Source organism: Marinimicrobium hydrolyticum, from assembly GCF_030848505.1.
Taxonomy (GTDB): Bacteria; Pseudomonadota; Gammaproteobacteria; order Pseudomonadales; family Cellvibrionaceae; genus JAVDDU01.
The window spans coordinates 262,728-280,732 of sequence record NZ_JAVDDU010000004.1 but is presented as its reverse complement, the minus strand read 5'-3'; the positions used below and the strand labels follow the sequence as shown (position 1 = coordinate 280,732).

Below are 18,005 nucleotides of genomic sequence, written 5' to 3'. Positions count from 1 at the left end.
TTTCTTTGCGCTAGGCCAGCCTTTAAGGTGTAGCCTTCTTTTTTGTCGAGCGCCGCTCACCTATGGATTCGGTCACACAAATCGCTTTGGGTTCTGCCGTCGGTATGGCGGTGATGGGGCGCCACACGCCCTTGTGGAAGTCGGCGTTGGTGGGTGCCCTGTGCGGGACACTACCGGATTTGGATGTCGTTATCGACTACGGCGATCCCATCAGCGATGTCACTTACCATCGCGGCTTCAGCCACGCGTTCTTTTATCTCACTCTGGTGGCACCTCTTCTGGCTTGGTTGGCGGCGCGTGTGTTGGATAGGCCCCGGCGCTATCGCCGTTGGCTGTTCGCGGTTTGGCTGGCGCTAGTCACCCACCCGTTGCTGGATGCGTTCACAGTATACGGTACTCAGTTGTGGCGCCCGTTTAGCGATTATCCGGTGGGCCTTGGCAGCATTTTTATCATTGATCCTCTGTACACCTTGCCCCTGTTGTTGGGGATTGTTATCACTCTGAAACGACACAGCCTGGTGTGGAACAGCGTGGGTCTGGCGCTAAGCAGTGGGTATTTGGCCTGGAGTTTTGCCGCACAACTGCACGTTCAATCGGTAGTGGATGAGTCGTTACGCGATCAGGGTTGGATAGTGGAACAACGCTTAGTGACGCCGACCGCTTTTAACACTTTGCTATGGCGGGTACTGGTGATCACGCCCGATGAATACCTGGAAGGTTTTTACGCACTGGCGGATCGGGGTCGGCCTGTGGAGTTTCGAGCCTACCCGCGCGGCATGGACCTGTACGAGCGGCTTGAAGACGATTGGGGCGTCGCTCGTATGGCCTGGTTCACCAAAGGTTACTTCAAAATGCAGCAACGGGATCGGGAGATCCTGATTACGGATCTGCGCATGGGCCAAGAGCCCTACTACACCTTTAATTTTGTGGTGGCGGAAAAGGGGCCAGAAGGTGTGGAGCCCGTGCCGTATCGCCAGGAGTGGGGTCGGCCGCCGGTTCGTGCCGGATTGCAGTGGATAGGGCGGCGGCTTCAGGGCGAGCCGTCGGAACCGCCGTGGATTCAAACGGGGAGTGAGCCGTGAAGCGCTTGGATGTTCTGTTAGTAGAGAGTGGTTTGGCGGCGAGCCGCAGTCAGGCGCAACGGTTGATCGACGCGGGCGCGGTACTCTGGCAAGAGGGGTTGGAGTGGCGTCAGGCTACAAAGGCCAGCCAAAAGCTTCCAGCAGGTCAGCCCCTGAAAATCGCGCCTGGCGCAAAAGAACCCTATGTCTCTCGCGGTGGCATTAAGCTGGCGGGGGCGCTGTCACATACTGGCATTGATCCCAACGGTTGGACGGTGCTGGATGTGGGTCAATCCACCGGAGGCTTCACGGATTGCCTGGTGCAGACGGGAGCGCGTCAGGTGGTTGGGGTAGACGTGGGACACGGCCAACTGGTCGACAGTCTGCGCGCACATCCTAACGTTGTCTGTTTTGAAGGCATTAACGCTCGTGAACTACCAGAGGATTTGTTGCAACATACGACAGGTGGTTTTGATTTGGTGGTGATGGATGTGTCGTTTATTTCGCAAACGCTCATACTGCCCGGCCTGTGCAGGATGCTGAAGCCCGGCGGCTTTTTGGTGAGTTTAGTGAAACCTCAGTTTGAAGTGGGTAAAGAAGGTATCGGCAAAGGTGGCATAGTGCGGGATGAAAGCCTGTATCGGGACGTCGAGCAGACTTTGCGCCGTTGCTGCGAGACTGTGGGCCTGAGCGTGCGTGACTATTTCCCCAGCCCCATTACCGGCGGCGATGGCAACCGGGAATTCTTTATCTGTGCGCAAAAATAGCGGCCAAGTTTTACCTTCGCCGCAGACACGCTCATGGCCGTTAGTACTCTTGCGCCTGTAATCGCTCATCGGGCAGGCGATCCGCCCCCCAACTGCGATAGACGTAGTCTTTTACCTGTTGCAGTTCGTCGTCGGAAATCAGCGCCAGTTCGCCTCTCTCCAGCGGGTCGTAGTGAAAAATGTACACCCGTGAAGCAAACTGCTCGAACGGCAGAGACGCTTCACCGAATCGTTCGCCCTTGCCTGCGGTGCTTACCTCCACGCCGTCGCCCCAATTTTGACCACTGTCATTATTGGGGTTGAAGAAGTAAACCCGCATCACGTCCTTCGGATCCAGCGCCACACGCAACAAGGTTATGGCATGCCAGCCCACAAATCGCGCCGCACTGTCAGTGACCGCTATGCCCGCAGGCTGAGGATGAATCAGCGGCTGATTGCCGTTGTAATAGGGGTGATAACTGGCATAAAAATGCCGCAGAAAGTTATCCAGGTCATGCAACTTGCCGGAGTCCACATCCACGTTAATCCGAAAGCCCCGGCCGGACCACCAGCCGTGGAATTCCGGATTGATCCACCGGTGCGGGTCGCCCTCCCGGCCCTCGCAGCGTCGTCCCATCTCGGCGTAAATCCGGTCCAGATGCGGTACCACTAGCAGTGAGACCGGGTCCAAATCCAAAGGCATTTCCGTGGCCAGCCCTGGCGCACTGTCCCGGGAAGAAACTGGCTGACCTTCAAAGTGGATGATGATTTCGTCATCCCGCGCCGCCCAAGCCACCATTTGCAATAGATAGTCCGGGTCGTTGTAGGCCCACATGGACATCGCTCGCGCGGACTGGCAAGTCGGGTTATTGCCCTGGCCCACACCCAGCGGCTGTCCCAGCACGCATAGAACACCCTGCATCAACCAGGCGCGCGGACTGGGGGACGGGCCGAAAGTTAGCGCCAGCCGTTGTTCTGAATAGCTCGAAAGCGGCAGAGCCAACTGACGCCAGAGGGCGGGCGCGGCTGGTGGCTGATAAAGCAGCCCCCGCTCCAAAAGCAAGGCCAGGCCATAAATGCCCTGGGCAGTCTCCGGGTGAATGGCCTCTTCAATCAGAGCCCGAACCAGCTCGCCATAACACAGTAGGCAGTCCCGCCCAGTGGCGGACAACCCCATGGCTTCCGATAGCAAGTGGTCTCCGTGCTCCAGCAAAAAGCGCAGCAGAACGGCATGGTAGGGCGACACCAGGCCGGTATCGTGCATGGCGCGTGCAAAGCCGGTGGCTTCGTACTGCAGCGCCCCAGTGTCCATACTTTCAAGCCGCTCTACATAGACGGCGACGCCGGGATCCTCACGGCAGGCTTGGGTGGTGCCGTACAAACTGCTGATTAAACGGTCCGCCCCTTGGCCGCTGCTGCCCAGGTCGATCTCTGGATTGTTCTGACAGATGGCGATCTGGGTGATCATCTGCTTAACGCTGTCCACCTGAATCGGGCGCTGGCGTAATATGCGCCAAATCTCTTCGATGAGCTGATCGATCACATGCTCATAACCGATGCGCTCGGCCAGATGGCGGAACAGTGCCCGGGTCACCAGCGCCAGTTTGCCCTGCTGCTCCCGCTCTGCTTCGCTCGGGGTGCTGAACAACAGCTCGAGATTAATGGCCAGCACTTGCGTCAGGTAGTGGTGAGCTTGCTCGGCCGACATATTGGGGTGAATGTAATCCCCCAAGGCGATAGCCAGTAACCGCAATTCACTGATCGCTTCCACCACCACAGTATCGGGGTCGGCACTTTTCAGGGAAAAGGTGCTCAGCGAAGGAATGAGAATTTGGGGATGGGCCCAGTCCGAGCCCAAAAACATCCCAGCTTCTTCCAAGTTTTGCGCCCGAGCTTCCACTCGAGCACAGCCGCCAGGCTGTTGCAGCAGGCGGCGGCAGGTATCAAACACACGTCGCATTTTGCCGGGCTTGGCAAACTCCCGTGCTTCAGCCAACACCCTAATGGCATCATCCAGCTTCTCGCACAGGCTATCCAGCTTATCGGTGTCGATTGAATTGTCTACTTCTTGGGACCCCACACAACCTCCTTAAACCTCGGTGTGGCGGATTATACATAGAAATCCAGTTCTTCCTGGTGCTTCAGTAAATCGCGCATGACGTGTGGATCTTTGCCAAAGAAGTAAATTAAGCCCCAATGGGTGCCGAAAGCCGTACGTTTAGTGACCGTTTCTTCCAACGGCGGAGTCAGCTCGTGAGACTCGAAATACTCGTGGTCTTCGGTCTCCTCGGGAATTTCCAGCTTGCTGACCACCCGGCGACGCGGGTAAACGCCAAAACAACCTGCTACCCCTTTGGCATCTTTCAGCTCTGTCGGGAAGAAGGCGGTAATTTCTTCTTCAGTGGTTTTCGGGTCAAAGGACAAAATCAAGCCTTGATAGCCGTTAAAGCCATAGGCTCTTTCCAGCAGCTCGAACACTTTAAAGCCCGGTGGCCGGTACGCCACTTCACCAAAGTACATTTCTCCGTCACTGGTGACGAAGTACTCGGGATGAACAAAGCCAAATTCGATATCGAAGGTTTTAATCAGCTTTTCAATTTGCTTCACAATTTCGGGTCGATATTTCTCCAGCTCCGGTGTGGCTGGCACAAACACGGAATAGCCTAGCGTGACGTATTCAGAAATGTTCAAGAAGCGGATCTTGCCATTATGGACCCAGGCCTCAACCGCAAATTCCCAGCCGTCCAAATGGGATTCCATCAACACCGGAAATTCTTCGTCGGGGATGGTATCCACTTCATCGGGGGTGCGAATCACTCTGTGACCCAAACAACCCGCCTTATCGAAGGCCTTGAGGTGAATCGGGTCATTGGGGTCGCCGTCGAGCTTGAGCAAAGTTTGGTTGACGCGCTTGAGGAAGCGGACCACATCTTCTTTGTCGTGCGCTTCCTCAAAAATGCCGACACGGATGCCACCCAGTTGCGCTCGGCGCTTCATCAAGGCTTTGTCTCTAAGCAGCATGGCTTGACCAAACAGGCGCGGATTGTCCATGAGTACAGAGTTGATCGCTCCGGCCCACTCTACGGTTTCCTCAAACAAAGGGATGGCAACGTCCACTTTCATGTCTTTCAACGTTTGCGCGATCTCCATGGAGCGGTCATTTAAACGCTCGAAATTCCAGGGCAGGTAGGGAATGGAATGCTCTTTGCAATAGTCTTCGGCCCAGTCGGGCGCTACGACGACATAGCGCCGATCAAATTTATCCGCCGCTTCGATAGCATTAAGGCTCCATCCCAACAGCGCGACATAGCCTTTCTCGGGGTTAAAATTGTTCGCTTCTTGCTTTGTCATCTTCCAATTCTCCAATTTTTTACGTTAACACCATGACTACGCTACTCCTTTTCTGGCGCAGACACCACCTGAACCGGGAAAGGCGTCGTTGCGCTACCGGTATACAAAGTGCGATGGGGAAAGGGAATTTCAATACCTGCCTCATCGAAAGCGTTCTTAACGCCCTCGTGCAAGCTGTTGCGCAAATCGCGAAAGTTCTCCCGTTTGGCCCAGACTGAAAACTGGATGTTGAGGGAAGAATCACCAAACCCGGTGAAGAAAAACAGCGGTGCGGGTTCGTCCAGGCTGAGCGGGTTCTCGTCGGCAACCTTCATCAACACTTCGCGCACCCGGGCAATATTCTCCCGATAGGCGACACCCACCTGCATATCAAACCGGCGAATGGGAAACCGAGTCAGATTCGTTACTTCTGTCTTGATCAAACTCTCGTTGGGAATGCGCACATAAAGATTGTCAAACGTGCGCAACTTTACCGACAACAAATCAATGGATAACACCTCGCCAATGGTTTCACCCACTTTGATAAAGTCGCCCAACTGGAACGGTTTCTCGCCCACCAAAAACAAACCGCTGATCAGGTTGGAGGCTGACGTCTGGGAGGCAAAGCCAATGGCGACGGAAAGTACACCCGCGGCCCCAAGGAGTACGCCCAGGCTGAACCCCATTTGATGCAAGGCGGAGGCTAGGAACAAGGCTAAGATCAACCAGTACAACAACCGCTTGAACAGTGAGCTGTGATGCGCACTGAGGTGCTTGATCATGATTTTGTAAGAGGCTCGCGCCACCACACTGGCCACCACAAAACCCGCAAGCACCAGCATCGCGGCTTGTATCAGGTGGATCAGGGGTTCGTATTCACTTATTGCCACTGCTGTATCCATTAAGGCTCGTCCTAGTCAGTAAATATGCTGGTGAAGGCCCGCACTAAACCACCTTTTTGTAAAGGTTCGCGTGCAGGTGACAGTATTTCCGCTCCAGCGGGACTGGCGCCCACTTCGAGTATCGCGAGTTGATCGCCGTGGGTATGTTTTAGTGACACTGGGCTGGTCCACAGGGTGCCATTGCTTTGGCCGTACACGGCTAAGTGAGGCACGGGAATGCTCAACTTATCAATGGCCAGCAATTCCTCTGATTGGTTGCTAATGGTTACGGGGGTGACGGCCCGGTGGGGTCTGAGCGGTACTTCGCTGCGGCTGTTGCGCGCCTGGGTTTTGGCGGCGTAGCACAACTCACCCACCTGAGTGGTGGGACCGAACCAGGTATCCGATAAGCGCAGAGTGGGAATCTCCATCAACGCGGCGGGCGATTGCTCCAAGTGTATGTTTATCGCCACCGGCGAGCCGATATAGAAGGTGACGTTTTCGCCTGGGGGCACTTTGACCGGGTGTGCGGTTTTTACCACTATGGCTCGATCAAGCAACAGTGGCGTCAAGCAAAAACTGGCGGGGGATTGGCCAAATATATAACGAGTGGGTGTTAATGCTTCGGGGATTCCATCGGTTTCTTCACTGATTAACCGGGATTGTGTTTCTGCCTCGTCTGCCTGTTCCCAGGCCAATAGCCATTGGCTTTCCATGCGTTGCAGGTAGAGTGAGAGTGGCCCCACGGCGTAGTGCCAGGATTGGCCGATATTCAAACTAACAGACTCCCACCAGGGGTGCAGTTTCACGCTCGCTTCAATCTCAACTTGATTCATAAGTTCCAGGCTCCGGAGTGTGCTCAGAGTCTGGAGTTTTGCCAAAAGACTGTCAATAACCGCTAACCGTACAAACGGCACGGGAAGGCATTGAACGCTGGCGTATGGTAGGCTTTCGTCGGCAAGTCCGCAGACGCGGATTGACCTTGATGGATGACTGTACCTATTGATGGGACCGACTGATGAAGAACTTGAGTTGCTGGCTCGCCGCAAGCCTGCTGGCCTTTACCAGCCACGGCTCCCTGGCCGACCGAATTGATCTCCCCCCGGACCAGACCTGGTCCGCTGGCATCGGCATAGGCACTGTGGCGGGGCCGGATTACCGTGGTTCGGAAACCTACCGGGCCTATGTATCACCGGTTCCTTACTTGGTTTACCGGGGCCGCTTTTTGCGTTCAGATGACGAGGGGGTGCGAGGGGAATTCTGGGCTACGGACGAGATGGAGTTAACTCTCAGCGTTCTGGCGACCTTGACCCCGGACAGCCATAAGAATGAATTGCGTGAAGGCATGCGCCCGCTGGACTCCACCGTGGAGCTGGGTCCGGCCCTGGATGTGAACCTTACCGGAGAAGACCTGCGGCGCGGATTATTGCTGCACTTGCCCGTGCGCGCCATTATTGCCTTTGGGCGTCGCTCCCCGGAGCATGTGGGTTGGATGCTGGAACCACACCTGATGTACCGAACCACTTGGCTGCAGTGGGATTGGAGCCTGCGCGCCGGCCCGGCTTTTGGCTCAGGTGATTTCCACAGCTACTATTACAGTGTTCCAACCGAACACGCTCTGCCCGAACGCCCGGCGTATCGCGCCCGCAGCGGCTACAGCGGACTCAATTCTCAGGTCATCGTCAGCCGGCGCAAGGGCAGCTTCTGGTACGGTTTGTTTGCCCGCTACAACAATCTACAGGGCACAAAATTTCGCGATAGTCCTTTGGTGGAAACCGAACACAACGTCAGTGGTGGTCTGGCGGTGAGCTGGATCATTTTTTAGTCCAGCGTTTGTCAGGCACAAAAAAAGCCCCGCTTTCAAACGGGGCTTTTTTTATGGCGCAAGGGTAAACCTTATTCGTTAAGCAATTTGTCAGCCGCTAATGCCAGGAACATAAACCGGCTGGCGCCGCCGCCCAGTACATACTCAGATTGCTGCCAGAGATAGGGGAATTCCTTTAGCTCTGGAAAGTCGGGAGCAATCAGCGCGGTACCAACGATTACGCCGCCGGGCACATAGCTGTAATCCATACGGTTAATGCCATACGCCGCTATTTTGGACTTGGCACCCACGCCCGAGGCGTACGACTGGTTGTTGGAACCGGGATTGGTGCCTAGCACATAGTGAAGAATGTTCAGCAGATACTCTTTGCCAAATTCTTCAGGGAAGGCTTGGTGCAGGAAGTAATGAGCGACCCCTTGACGCTGCAGATCCCAGCCTCGGCCCCACAGTTGCATTTCAAAGGTCAGACCATAGGGTGTGTCGGCCATAGATGCTTCAATGTCCCGATAGAACTCGGCGGCCGATTGGCGCATGGCTTGGGTCAATGCTTCGTCGTTAAGCTGGTGTACCGCGCGAGCTACGGCCCAACCAACAGAGCGGAATTCGTCAATGATAAAGTCCCGTTCACTGAGAATGAAATCGCGGTACTCGTCCGCACCGGTGGCTCGAAACAGCTCTACCGCCGCGCGAACTTTATTGCGACGCACCCCGTCGTTCTCCACCGGGCGCTCCACTTGCCACAATTCTGTGGCCGCCGTCAGCGCATCGTTGGCCAGCTCTTCATCGTAATCACGCATAGGTCCAACGCTGGCGGCTATGTTGGCAATGGCATCGAACTCCCGGCCGGGGTTATTTTCGGTAAACACCCAGCGGTCATCCGGCAACCCAGAGTGGGTGGCGGTGCGCTCGTGCGGTTCCAGTTCGGGATCGTAAATCAGATTATCCGTTTGGCCGGAGAAATCTCCGCCCATTACGTATTGAGTCAACGTGGGCACGATAATACCGCGATAGAGTCGACCCAGGGCTTGGTAGCCACCCACTACGGTCAGCAAACCGTGTTCTATTTGCTGAAGAATATCCGGTACGCCGTCGGGTTCGCGAATTTCCACCAGGCGCAGTGTCTGATCGATCAATGTGTTGTCGTGCTGGACATCAAACTCTTCATAGGCGGCGCTGAGAATAAATACCTCACCGGATTGGCTCTCGATGCGGAAGTCTTCATCACCGGCATCGTACCAACCACCGCGATTGAGCCCGGGAACATGTTCGCCTGGCGCAAAATCGGTCAGCGTGTCGGGGCCTTGCACATAACCGTCAAAGTGATTGATATCCACTTGCGCCATGAGGGCATCGTCCAGGTGGCTGGCGTCGTGCCAAAGCTTGTATTTTTCTTTTACGCGCATATGCCCCATTTGAATGGGCAGAAAGTATTCCAATGTGGGCTGCCAGACGTTTTGATCGTACACATTATCGGCAATGCGGAAGGGTTTGCTTCTTTGGTTGCCCAACACCAGTTGGTACATGCCTTCCTGTTTGACGTCGGAGAAATCAAAGTGGAAGTAGCGATAACGCAGGAAGTCTCCCCAGGCCTGCGGCTTTTTGTCCAACACCACCTGGTGCTCGCCGCTGGGTGTCAGCCGTATCAGTTGCATGGGCTGATCAAAGTTATCATTGGGATCGGTTTCAATCACCGCGACTTTGGACTGCTGCGGATGGTAGCCCACCATGGAATGTTGGATAACCGGCTGGTAAATCCAGTCGTGAATCACATTGGGGCGAATGGTCCACTCCAGAGCGTTTTCAGATACGCCGCCTGGGATAGTCGTGCGCACCACAAACCAGCCGTTCTGGTGTTGCACTCGACCGTCTAATAATTCCAAGTGGCCGTCGCGGGTTTCAATTTGCAGACGCATCTCGTCGGATTCGGGTGCGACCGATAAGGTTCTGCCGGTGGCCAGTGGGGCTGGACGGGCGCGATGGTTGTCCAGAGGCACCAGCCCCTTTAACGGACTGGTCTGAACAATTTGCGGATTCGGCTCCGAACCTTCCGGCACGGTCACGCCATACGCCTGACGCGGAAAAATCCCCGATTGATCGTCCATAATCCAGCTCATACCGAACAGATCGGCGGGATACAGCTCCAGGTTAAAACCGATTTCGCCCACCCACTCATCGGGGATCGGTCGATCCAGATCCACCCGCACTTTAATGGCGTCACCCTCGGTGCTCACCACAACGTCATAGGTGAGTTCCAAATCGGGGTAATAAAGAGGGTTGAAGCCGACCAGGTTTTGTCGCTCGTCTGGATAGGACAAGGTGGTGCGGATTTCGCCCGCCTCGCGGTCCACCACACGGTTCTCTAGTTTAGGCACCGGTGACCACTGGCCGGGGGTGGGTTCCAGGCGCAAATCGCCGTTGGTGGCAATGCGATTGCCGTGCATCACCATAATCACGCCGCCTTGGCGGCTTTCAGGGTGGTCGTCGTGGAACGCCATAACGCCCACGCCGCGGTTTTGAAAGTAGTCCAGGTCGTTCAGTGCGAAGGCGCTTTGGGCAGCAGGCGCATTGGCACTTTCGGGCTGCCTGTCACAGCCCACCAGGGTTAAAACGAGTAAAGGAATGCCGACAAGCTTTATGTTGGGAAACATTGTGTAGTCCTATTTATCGTTGTTTTATCAGTTTGTGTCGCTGTTGGGACAGCGCCGAATACCGTATGTTGCCGATGCGCCACAGTCAAACCCACGATTGGCGCTTTGGTGCTTTTACTGCTTAACTTGAAGAAATAACACACCTTTAGTGCACTACATATTCCAGCATTCCTGTGGAACACGGCCCGGTGAACAGCACGTGAAGCAACAGACAGCACTAGGAAAACAGACACCGTACCGGCTCAAAATCCTAGGCCTTGTAACTGGGTTGATCGCTTTGGTCATTCTGGCGGCGGGTTTTACTCTTGCCACGGTGCAGATCCAAGCGGCGGCATCGGCGTACATTGCCGGTCAGAGCGTCTGGTCTCGGGCGCAGGTGGCCAGCGTCCATTACCTTTACCGTTACGCCGAAGAGGGTCAGCCAGATGCACTGGCCAGTGCGCGGGTTTGGCTGGATATTCCCCTGGCCGATCGCGAGGCCCGCCTGGCCATGGAGGCGCGCCCCATCGATCGCGATCTGGCGCGGCAGGCTTTAATTCGTGGCCAGAATCATCCGGACGATGTGGGGCGGATGATTTGGCTCTTCCGCTACTTTTCCGACTTTGCCTATTTCCGCAGCGCCATGGAGGTTTGGCGGGACTCCGATCAGTACATCCTGGAGTTGCAGGGCATTGCCAATACTATGGAGGCTGAGTGGGCATCGTTCGAGCCGAACCGTGAACAATTGGATGAGTTGAGCGAGCGTCTCGCTCAGGTAAATGATGAGCTCGGGCTTTTGGCGATGCAGTTCCGCTTGGCCATGACGGACGCTTCCCGATGGATGACTAGGATTCTGTCCGTGGTCAGCGTCGGCTTTTTGTTTATCATCGCCCTTCTGGTGTGGCTATTGGGTTGGGGGCTGGTGCGAGCCTTGCGCGGCAGCGAGCACAGGTTCCGGGCGATCTTTGAGCAGGCTGCTGTTGGCATGGCCCAAGTGGCCCGCGACGGTCGCATCCTGGATGTGAACCATGCCCTGTGTAAGGTACTGGATTACCCGAAGCCTGGGCTTTTGGCGTTGCGCTACCGAGATCTGGTGCATCCTGAGGATTGGGATGTGGCGCGCAAAAAGGCGGCGCGTATTGTGGCGGGAGAGGTGGATAACTACACCCTGGAGCAACGTTTGCTCAAGGCTGAGGGCACGCCCCTGTGGGTGCGCTTGACGGTTTCGACCGTGACGCCGCCCGGTGGCGCCGAGCCCTATTACATTGTCATTTTGGAGGACGTCTCTGAGTCACGCCGCCTGTCCGTGGAACTCAATTATCAGGCCAGCCACGATGCTCTGACTGGGCTCTATAATCGCTGGGCTTTCGAACGTCGCTTGAGTGACGCTCTGCAGCGCGCCCGTACGGAGGGCACCCAGCACGCCTTGTGCTTTATCGACTTGGATCAGTTCAAGCTCATTAACGACACCTCGGGTCATTTCGCCGGTGACCATATGCTGCGGCAAGTGGTGGAGGTATTCCGTCAAACCTTGGGCGAGCATGACATGCTGGCTCGTTTGGGCGGGGACGAATTCGGTGTCATCCTGGAGAACCGCGATCTGGACACCGCCGCGGCAATTGCGGAACAGGTACGCCAGAATTTGAGCGAATCCGAGTTCGTCTGGCAGGAGCGCCGCTACACCCTCAACTGCAGCATGGGTTTAGTACCCATACTGCCCACCACGCCCGACTCTGAGGGTCTGCTGCGTGCAGCGGATATCGCTTGTTTCCTCGCCAAAGAGCAGGGTCGCAACCGTATCTATGTATCTCGGGAAAACGATGAGCAACTGGCGGAACATCGAGGGCAAATGGAATGGTTGACCCACTTGCGCGAGGCTTTGCAGGAAAACCGCTTGTTCCTTGAAGCCCAGCTCATAACGCCCTCGGTGCCGGGCAAAAGCGGGTTGCGTTACGAGGTGTTGGTGCGCTTACGCAATGCGCAGGGGGAAGTAGTCCCGCCCGGCATGTTTCTGCCAGCTGCCGAGCGCTTTGGTGCGGCTCCGGCGATTGATCGCTGGGTGATAGAAGAGGTTTTCAGTCAACTCGCCGCCCACCCTGCCCATTTGAAGGGGCTTGATGCCTGCCATGTAAACCTCTCCGGCCGCTCCTTTGACCAGCCCGATTTCCAGGCTTTTGTCCTGGATGCGTTGGATCGCCATCAAGTGCCTGGGAATAAAATCTGCTTTGAAATCACCGAAACCGCTGCGGTCAACAACTTGGTGGGTGCGATTACGTTTATGGAGACCTTAGGTCAGCGTGGGTGCAGTTTTGCTCTGGACGATTTTGGCACCGGCTTGTCCTCGTTCAGCTACCTGCGTCGCTTCCCCGTGGACTTTCTGAAAATCGATGGCGTTTTCGTGCGTGATATGGCCACCGATGAAACGGATTTGGCCATGGTGAGAGCCATCAATGACATTGGTCAGACCTTGAACAAAATTACCATCGCTGAGTTTGTGGAAGATGAGACCATCCTGGAGCTGTTGTGCGAGATGGGTGTGGATTATCTCCAAGGTTTTGGCATACATCGCCCCAGCAGTTTTATTGAGCTTTTGGAGGGCGGGCCCGCGACGGGTACGCAGCCGTCAACAAACGCTTACGTTAAGGGGCGTCACTGAGTACGGCCGTTAACTGCCCCTCCAAAATCAACTGTCCTTGCGCACTGAGCCGAAACTGGTACATTGAGCTGTCCCGGTTTTGGGCGATGGTCTGAGCCTCAATGGTCAGTTCCTGAGTGTGCTCATCGAGTGTGGCTGCGTGGGCGGTGACCTTGGAAGCGACCGCCAAAAAGCCTTTACGCGGTGGCGCTGAGTCGCTGATGAGCAACCGGGTATGGGCCGCCATGGCTTGAGCGGCGTATTCCACTCCCGCGTACACAGACAGCCTGCCGTCATCCCGAAGCGGATTATCGGCTGCCAGATGGGAGTGGCTGGTACAGACTATGGTTTCGTCGTCCCACCGATCAATACGGTCCAGCAACACCATGGCGCCGGTGTGAGGGAGTAGCGAAGCAGGTTTTAACGCGGTGGTCATGGCCGTCCTGTCAGAACAGTAAATTAGGAAACATCTTAGCCCATGCGCAGTGAATTTACCCTTAGCGCCGATGAGCCCTGTGTACAGGGGCACTTCCCAGGAATGCCTTTGGCGCCTGGCGCTTGGCTGCTGGGCCGGATAGAGCGCACCTTGCTGGCAGAGCACCCTCAGTCGCAATTGCAAAGCTTTAAAAAAGTGAAGTTTCTCTCTCCCTTGCGCCCGGGCGAGCTGGCCCAGATGCATGTGGACGAGAGCGCCTGGCCCCGGATCAAAGTGCGTATCTCGGGCCCGGACGGCGATGTGCTGCAGGCGACTGCACTAATGGTTTGAAGCCGCTTCCGGGTAGCGCAATGTCAGAGTGACCTCGGGCTGATCGTCGCTCAGAAGGAACACCGAGCGCCTAAAGTGCATGGACGGTTGCCGGCGCCCCTCCCCCACGCTGATGGCGAAAGGTTCTATAGGTCTGCCCCGCTCGCCAGTGGCCAGCTCCCCGTCACCACTCAAATCCACAAAAGCCCGAATGGCGTAAGCGCCAGGGTCCAGCGGCAGATCGATGGTAAAAACCGAGGATTCGGGCAGGACATGGCGTAGCTGCACGAGCGGTTCTGCATCCCAGCTTCTCGCTCTCTCTGGATACACGGCCACGTACAGATCCGCCCCGGGAGAGCGATTGCCCTCCACGGTCAGTTGGTAGGGTTCTGAGGCCCCTGAAACACGGGCAAAGACCAATAGAATTAACAGCAAAACAGTGCGCATAGTGCTTACTTACACGGTTCATTGGCTATGGTAGACTTTGCGCCACATTATCACGAGACGCGTCGGTAATAGCGGGCTCCGGGCCACATCAACATCATAACCACAAAAGCCGTCCCGAGGACTATCTTTGCAGCAAATGGAACCGAAAAAACGCCTATTGGTATTGCACTATTCCCAGACGGGGCAACTGGATCGGGTGCTGGAGTCGGTAGTGTCGGCCTTGCAGGAAGATCCCGCCGTCGAGGTGGATTTCCTCGAGCTGCGCCCAGCCAATCCCTACCCTTACCCCTGGCCGGTGATCCGCTTTATCAATGCCTTCCCGGAATCGGTGCACGAGACCGGTTGTGAATTGGCGCTGGACACCAGCGCACTCAAGGATTCCTACGATCTGGTGATCCTCGGCTATCAGGTCTGGTATCTGGCCCCGTCGATTCCAGTGTCGGCATTTCTGCGCGGCGAGCTGGCGGAAAAACTGCTGAAGGACACGCCGGTGGTCACAGTTATCGCCTGCCGGAATATGTGGCTGCAAGCCCACGAAAAAGTGCGTAAGCACATGACGCGTCTCGGTGCTCGATTGATTGGTAATATGGCTTTGGTGGACGAAGGCGGCAGTGCCGCCAGTTTTCTGTCCACGCCGCTGTGGCTGCTGACCGGTAACCGCGGGCCCTATCGCTTCGGCATCCCGCGGGCCGGCGTGTCTGACAAGGACATCGCGGGCGCGCGCCGTTTCGGCGAGGCCCTTAGGCAGCGACTGAATAGCGAACAACCCCTGGATGAAACCGTGTGGCAGGGCATGGGTGCGGTGGAAATTCGCGATAAGTTGATCCCCAGCGAGAAGATCGCCTCGCGCAGTTTTTATATCTGGGGCAAGCTTTTTCTCGCCTGCGGTGGCCCGGATGCGCCACTGCGTAAACCCTTGGCGGTTATCTACCTGATTTTTTTAATTACTATGATACTTACCCTGGTGCCCATCAGCGCTTTGCTAAAAAAGCTGTTTTCGCCACTGTTGCGCCGACGTATCGCCCAGCAGCGCCAGCATTTCGCCTGGCCGTCGGGCGAGTAACCTGTATCTAGCCTACTCGATTGAGCTGTTTCCGATGTCCAACAACACCGTTTATGTGACCAAGTCCAGTCAGTTTCTGCCCAATGATCCGGTGGATAACAATGCCATGGAGGCGCGCCTGGGCCTGGTCAACGGCCGGCCTTCGCGCGCTCGCAAGATGGTTTTGCGCAACAACAAGATCACCACCCGCTACTACGCCATTGACCCTGAAACCGGTGAGCCCAACTACACCAACGCGCAACTGTGCGCGCAGGCTATCAAGGGTCTGGAGGACGAGCAGTTTTCCCTCGCTGACATGACATGTTTGGCGGCGGCGACCACCATCGCCGATCAACTCATGCCCGGCCATGCCTCCATGGTCCACGGTGAGCTCGCCTCGCCACCCTGTGAAGTGGCTACAACAGCGGGCGTTTGCGCCAGCGGCATGACGGCCCTGAAATACGCCTACTTGAACGTCGCGGCTGGCGTGCACCGCAGCGCGGTGGCGGCGGCTTCAGAAGCAGCGTCAAAAGTCATGCGCGCGGAAAACTTCGCTCCAGAAGTGGCCTACAAGGTGGAGCAACTGGAAAAGCATCCAGAGCTGGCCTTTGAAAAAGACTTTTTGCGCTGGATGCTCTCGGACGGGGCCGGAGCCCTGTTGCTGGAAAGTGAGCCTCGTTCAGATCAGCGCTGTTTGAAAATCCACTGGATCGATGTCTTTTCTTACGCCAACGAAATGAGCGCGTGTATGTATGCCGGCGCGCGCAAGGAAGACGACGGCCGTTTGACCGGCTGGTCGCAGGTGGATGGTGCCACTCGTGAGCGGGAAGGTTTCCTTGCCGTCAAACAGGACGTCAAGCAACTGAACGAGCACGTGATTCACTACACTGCCGAGCGCCCCCTGGAAACGCTGCAGGAGCGCCGGGGCCTGAAGGCGGAGGATATTCACCACTTTTTGCCCCATTACTCGTCCCACTATTTCCGCGATCGGCTGTACGTCGGTATGCAACGGGTGGGTTTTGATCTTCCTCAGAGCCGGTGGTTTACCAATCTGGCCGAGAAGGGCAACACCGGCTCCGCCTCCATGTACATTATGCTCGACGACCTGCTGCGTTCGGACCGTCTGCAGCCGGGTGAGAAAGTCTTGTGTTACATCCCCGAAAGCGGCCGTTTTTCCGTCGCCTATATGCTGCTCGAAGTGGTATAGCGGCTCAGGAGCAAAACATGCGCACCGATGAGGTTCCTCAGGACAACAGCAGCACCTACGCCGGACACAAAAAACTGCTCTACGCCCGTGATCAGGACGGGACCTACACCCAAGTGCCTTCTACCGGCTGGGAGGTAGAGGCCGCCGCGACTAAAGACGCCGTAGCCCTCTACCAGCAACTGGCCGACCAAGCGTTGGAGCAGGTGCGCGCTGGCGAGAAGTCGCCGCTGTTTTATCACATGTATCAGTGCCGCATGGACCCTGCCCTGCTGGCGCAGGTAACCGGCTTGTTCCGCTGGCGGGTGAAGTGGCATTTTCGGCCCAAGCCGTTTCGGCGTTTGTCTCAGTCTCTCCTGCAACGCTACGCCGAAGCGCTGGATATCTCCGTTGATCAACTCACTCAAACACCGGACACTCAATGACTTCCTTTTCGCATCAACAGTCCGCTCACTGTGAAAGCGGCGTTATCTCGGCGCTGCTGTCCCAGCGCGGTCTGAAAGTGTCCGAGCCCATGGCGTTTGGTCTGGCCAATGCACTAGCGTTTGCTTATATCCCTGTGGTTAAGCTTTCCGGGCAGCCTCTGATCGCCTACCGCTTGCCCCCGCAATTCATTATCAAAGGGTTGTGCAAACGTCTGGGGGTGAAAGTGAGCTTCCGGCGGTTTAAAGATCCCATCGCCGGCGCCCAAGCGCTGGACGAAGCGCTGGACGAGGGTCAGTTAGTGGGGCTACAAACGTCCGTCTACTACCTGCCTTACTTTCCGGAAGAAATGCGTTTTCACTTCAATGCTCACAACCTGATGGTGTACGGCCGCGAGGGCGACCAGTACCAAATCAGCGACCCGATATTTGAAGAACCGGTGACCGTCAGTGGCAAGCATTTGAACCGGGCGCGCTTTGTACGCGGCCCTCTGGCACCCAAAGGGCTTATGTACACTGTGGAGTCCGTGCCCGAGTCCATCGATTATCCTCGCGTCATTCGCGCCGCCATCAGCCGCAATGTGAAGGTCATGCTGGGTGCACCCCTCCCCATTATTGGCGTTAAGGGTATTCGCTTTTTGGCCCGCAAAATCGCCAAACTCAAGGGTTCACCGCAAGAGCAGCGTTTGTTTTTGGGTCACATAGTGCGCATGCAGGAAGAGATTGGTACCGGTGGAGCCGGGTTTCGGTTTATTTATGCATCCTTTCTGCAGGAGGCGGCAGAGCTCCTGAGTGAGCCAGAACTCGAGCGCGCCTCCGAGGCCATGACCGCCGTGGGTGATACCTGGAGAAATTTTGCTTTGGCGGTGGCCAAACAGTGCAAACAACCGGAAGCCATCGATCATGCCCTGCTGGCGCAACTGCTGCTCAGCTGCGCCGAGGGGGAGCGACAGTTATGGCTGGACTTACGCACTTGGCTGCAGGTGCCAAAGTCTGATTCGGCCGTCGCGTCTCGTTGACCGTTTTTAGCAGCGTTGCGA

At 56.4% G+C, this 18,005-nt stretch carries 16 protein-coding genes; 9 read left to right on the top strand and 7 right to left on the bottom strand.

The genetic code is table 11. The annotated features are described in order from the left end of the window. The first annotated feature begins 62 nt into the window (after nt 1-62). Complete coding sequence (locus RBH33_RS09830; RefSeq protein ID WP_306732004.1) at nt 63-1,082, top strand: metal-dependent hydrolase; 1,020 nt, start codon at nt 63-65, stop codon at nt 1,080-1,082. After that, nucleotides 1,079-1,828: a TlyA family RNA methyltransferase gene (locus RBH33_RS09825; protein WP_306732003.1), complete on the top strand. Its 750-nt coding sequence runs from the start codon at nt 1,079-1,081 to the stop codon at nt 1,826-1,828. The genes RBH33_RS09830 and RBH33_RS09825 overlap by 4 nt, the downstream gene beginning before the upstream one ends. A gap of 40 nt (nt 1,829-1,868) precedes the next feature. Here the strand turns inward: RBH33_RS09825 and RBH33_RS09820 are convergent, their stop codons facing one another. Genes RBH33_RS09820 through RBH33_RS09805 form a run of 4 tightly spaced genes read right to left on the bottom strand, consistent with a single transcriptional unit; the run spans nt 1,869 to nt 6,854 of the window. Then, nucleotides 1,869-3,887, bottom strand: coding sequence for a hypothetical protein (locus tag RBH33_RS09820; RefSeq protein ID WP_306732002.1), 2,019 nt, complete (start codon nt 3,885-3,887; stop codon nt 1,869-1,871). A gap of 29 nt (nt 3,888-3,916) precedes the next feature. Then, nucleotides 3,917-5,158: an ATP-grasp domain-containing protein gene (locus RBH33_RS09815; protein WP_306732001.1), complete on the bottom strand. Its 1,242-nt coding sequence runs from the start codon at nt 5,156-5,158 to the stop codon at nt 3,917-3,919. Between the two features lie 41 nt (nt 5,159-5,199). Continuing rightward, nucleotides 5,200-6,027 carry a mechanosensitive ion channel family protein gene (locus RBH33_RS09810; RefSeq protein WP_306732000.1) on the bottom strand — a complete coding sequence of 276 codons (828 nt, stop codon included), beginning with the start codon at nt 6,025-6,027 and terminating at the stop codon, nt 5,200-5,202. Nucleotides 6,028-6,050: 23 nt separating this feature from the next. Next, complete coding sequence (locus RBH33_RS09805) at nt 6,051-6,854, bottom strand: DUF432 domain-containing protein (RefSeq protein ID WP_306731999.1); 804 nt, start codon at nt 6,852-6,854, stop codon at nt 6,051-6,053. Between the two features lie 182 nt (nt 6,855-7,036). Between RBH33_RS09805 and RBH33_RS09800 the strand changes: the two genes are divergently transcribed. Next, the gene (locus RBH33_RS09800) at nt 7,037-7,843 is read left to right on the top strand and encodes a MipA/OmpV family protein (protein WP_306731998.1); all 807 of its coding nucleotides are present in this window, start codon (nt 7,037-7,039) and stop codon (nt 7,841-7,843) included. Nucleotides 7,844-7,914: 71 nt separating this feature from the next. On the opposite strand, the gene RBH33_RS09795 is transcribed toward RBH33_RS09800, so the two are convergent. Further along, the gene (locus RBH33_RS09795; protein ID WP_306731997.1) at nt 7,915-10,491 is read right to left on the bottom strand and encodes a glycoside hydrolase family 9 protein; all 2,577 of its coding nucleotides are present in this window, start codon (nt 10,489-10,491) and stop codon (nt 7,915-7,917) included. A gap of 199 nt (nt 10,492-10,690) precedes the next feature. Between RBH33_RS09795 and RBH33_RS09790 the strand changes: the two genes are divergently transcribed. Then, nucleotides 10,691-13,126 (top strand): putative bifunctional diguanylate cyclase/phosphodiesterase, encoded by a 2,436-nt coding sequence (locus RBH33_RS09790; RefSeq protein WP_306731996.1) that lies wholly within the window; start codon nt 10,691-10,693, stop codon nt 13,124-13,126. Here the strand turns inward: RBH33_RS09790 and RBH33_RS09785 are convergent. Then, nucleotides 13,110-13,541, bottom strand: coding sequence for a hotdog family protein (locus tag RBH33_RS09785; RefSeq protein WP_306731995.1), 432 nt, complete (start codon nt 13,539-13,541; stop codon nt 13,110-13,112). The two genes, RBH33_RS09790 and RBH33_RS09785, sit on opposite strands and share 17 nt — an antisense overlap. A 42-nt stretch (nt 13,542-13,583) precedes the next feature. Here RBH33_RS09785 and RBH33_RS09780 point away from each other — a divergent pair, with 42 nt between their 5' ends. Further along, on the top strand, nt 13,584-13,871 hold the full coding sequence (locus RBH33_RS09780; protein ID WP_306731994.1) for an ApeI family dehydratase: 288 nt from the start codon (nt 13,584-13,586) through the stop codon (nt 13,869-13,871). On the opposite strand, the gene RBH33_RS09775 is transcribed toward RBH33_RS09780, so the two are convergent. Next, entirely contained in the window at nt 13,860-14,297 is a 438-nt protein-coding gene (locus RBH33_RS09775) for a DUF2141 domain-containing protein (RefSeq protein ID WP_306731993.1), read from the bottom strand. The two genes, RBH33_RS09780 and RBH33_RS09775, sit on opposite strands and share 12 nt — an antisense overlap. Nucleotides 14,298-14,433: 136 nt before the next feature. On the opposite strand from RBH33_RS09775, the gene RBH33_RS09770 reads away from it, so the two are divergent. The 4 genes from RBH33_RS09770 to darH are packed head-to-tail and all read left to right on the top strand — an operon-like array spanning nt 14,434 to nt 17,984. Next, the gene (locus RBH33_RS09770) at nt 14,434-15,360 is read left to right on the top strand and encodes a dialkylrecorsinol condensing enzyme (protein WP_306731992.1); all 927 of its coding nucleotides are present in this window, start codon (nt 14,434-14,436) and stop codon (nt 15,358-15,360) included. Nucleotides 15,361-15,394: 34 nt separating this feature from the next. After that, the gene (locus tag RBH33_RS09765) at nt 15,395-16,546 is read left to right on the top strand and encodes a beta-ketoacyl-ACP synthase III (protein WP_306731991.1); all 1,152 of its coding nucleotides are present in this window, start codon (nt 15,395-15,397) and stop codon (nt 16,544-16,546) included. Nucleotides 16,547-16,563: 17 nt separating this feature from the next. Next, nucleotides 16,564-16,968 carry a DarG family dialkylresorcinol biosynthesis protein gene (locus RBH33_RS09760; RefSeq protein WP_306731990.1) on the top strand — a complete coding sequence of 135 codons (405 nt, stop codon included), beginning with the start codon at nt 16,564-16,566 and terminating at the stop codon, nt 16,966-16,968. After that, complete coding sequence (gene darH, locus RBH33_RS09755) at nt 16,965-17,984, top strand: BtrH-related acyltransferase DarH (protein WP_306731989.1); 1,020 nt, start codon at nt 16,965-16,967, stop codon at nt 17,982-17,984. Before RBH33_RS09760 ends, darH begins: the two co-directional genes overlap by 4 nt. Nucleotides 17,985-18,005 lie beyond the last annotated feature (21 nt).

Coding starts and splice junctions, on each gene's coding strand:
- RBH33_RS09765 (WP_306731991.1), top strand. CDS start 15,395: ATGTCCAACAACACCGTTTATGTGACCAAGTCCAGTCAGTTTCTGCCC.
- RBH33_RS09805 (WP_306731999.1), bottom strand. CDS start 6,854: ATGAATCAAGTTGAGATTGAAGCGAGCGTGAAACTGCACCCCTGGTGG.
- RBH33_RS09795 (WP_306731997.1), bottom strand. CDS start 10,491: ATGTTTCCCAACATAAAGCTTGTCGGCATTCCTTTACTCGTTTTAACC.
- RBH33_RS09785 (WP_306731995.1), bottom strand. CDS start 13,541: ATGACCACCGCGTTAAAACCTGCTTCGCTACTCCCTCACACCGGCGCC.
- RBH33_RS09830 (WP_306732004.1), top strand. CDS start 63: ATGGATTCGGTCACACAAATCGCTTTGGGTTCTGCCGTCGGTATGGCG.
- darH (WP_306731989.1), top strand. CDS start 16,965: ATGACTTCCTTTTCGCATCAACAGTCCGCTCACTGTGAAAGCGGCGTT.
- RBH33_RS09760 (WP_306731990.1), top strand. CDS start 16,564: ATGCGCACCGATGAGGTTCCTCAGGACAACAGCAGCACCTACGCCGGA.
- RBH33_RS09775 (WP_306731993.1), bottom strand. CDS start 14,297: ATGCGCACTGTTTTGCTGTTAATTCTATTGGTCTTTGCCCGTGTTTCA.
- RBH33_RS09815 (WP_306732001.1), bottom strand. CDS start 5,158: ATGACAAAGCAAGAAGCGAACAATTTTAACCCCGAGAAAGGCTATGTC.
- RBH33_RS09800 (WP_306731998.1), top strand. CDS start 7,037: ATGAAGAACTTGAGTTGCTGGCTCGCCGCAAGCCTGCTGGCCTTTACC.
- RBH33_RS09770 (WP_306731992.1), top strand. CDS start 14,434: ATGGAACCGAAAAAACGCCTATTGGTATTGCACTATTCCCAGACGGGG.
- RBH33_RS09780 (WP_306731994.1), top strand. CDS start 13,584: ATGCGCAGTGAATTTACCCTTAGCGCCGATGAGCCCTGTGTACAGGGG.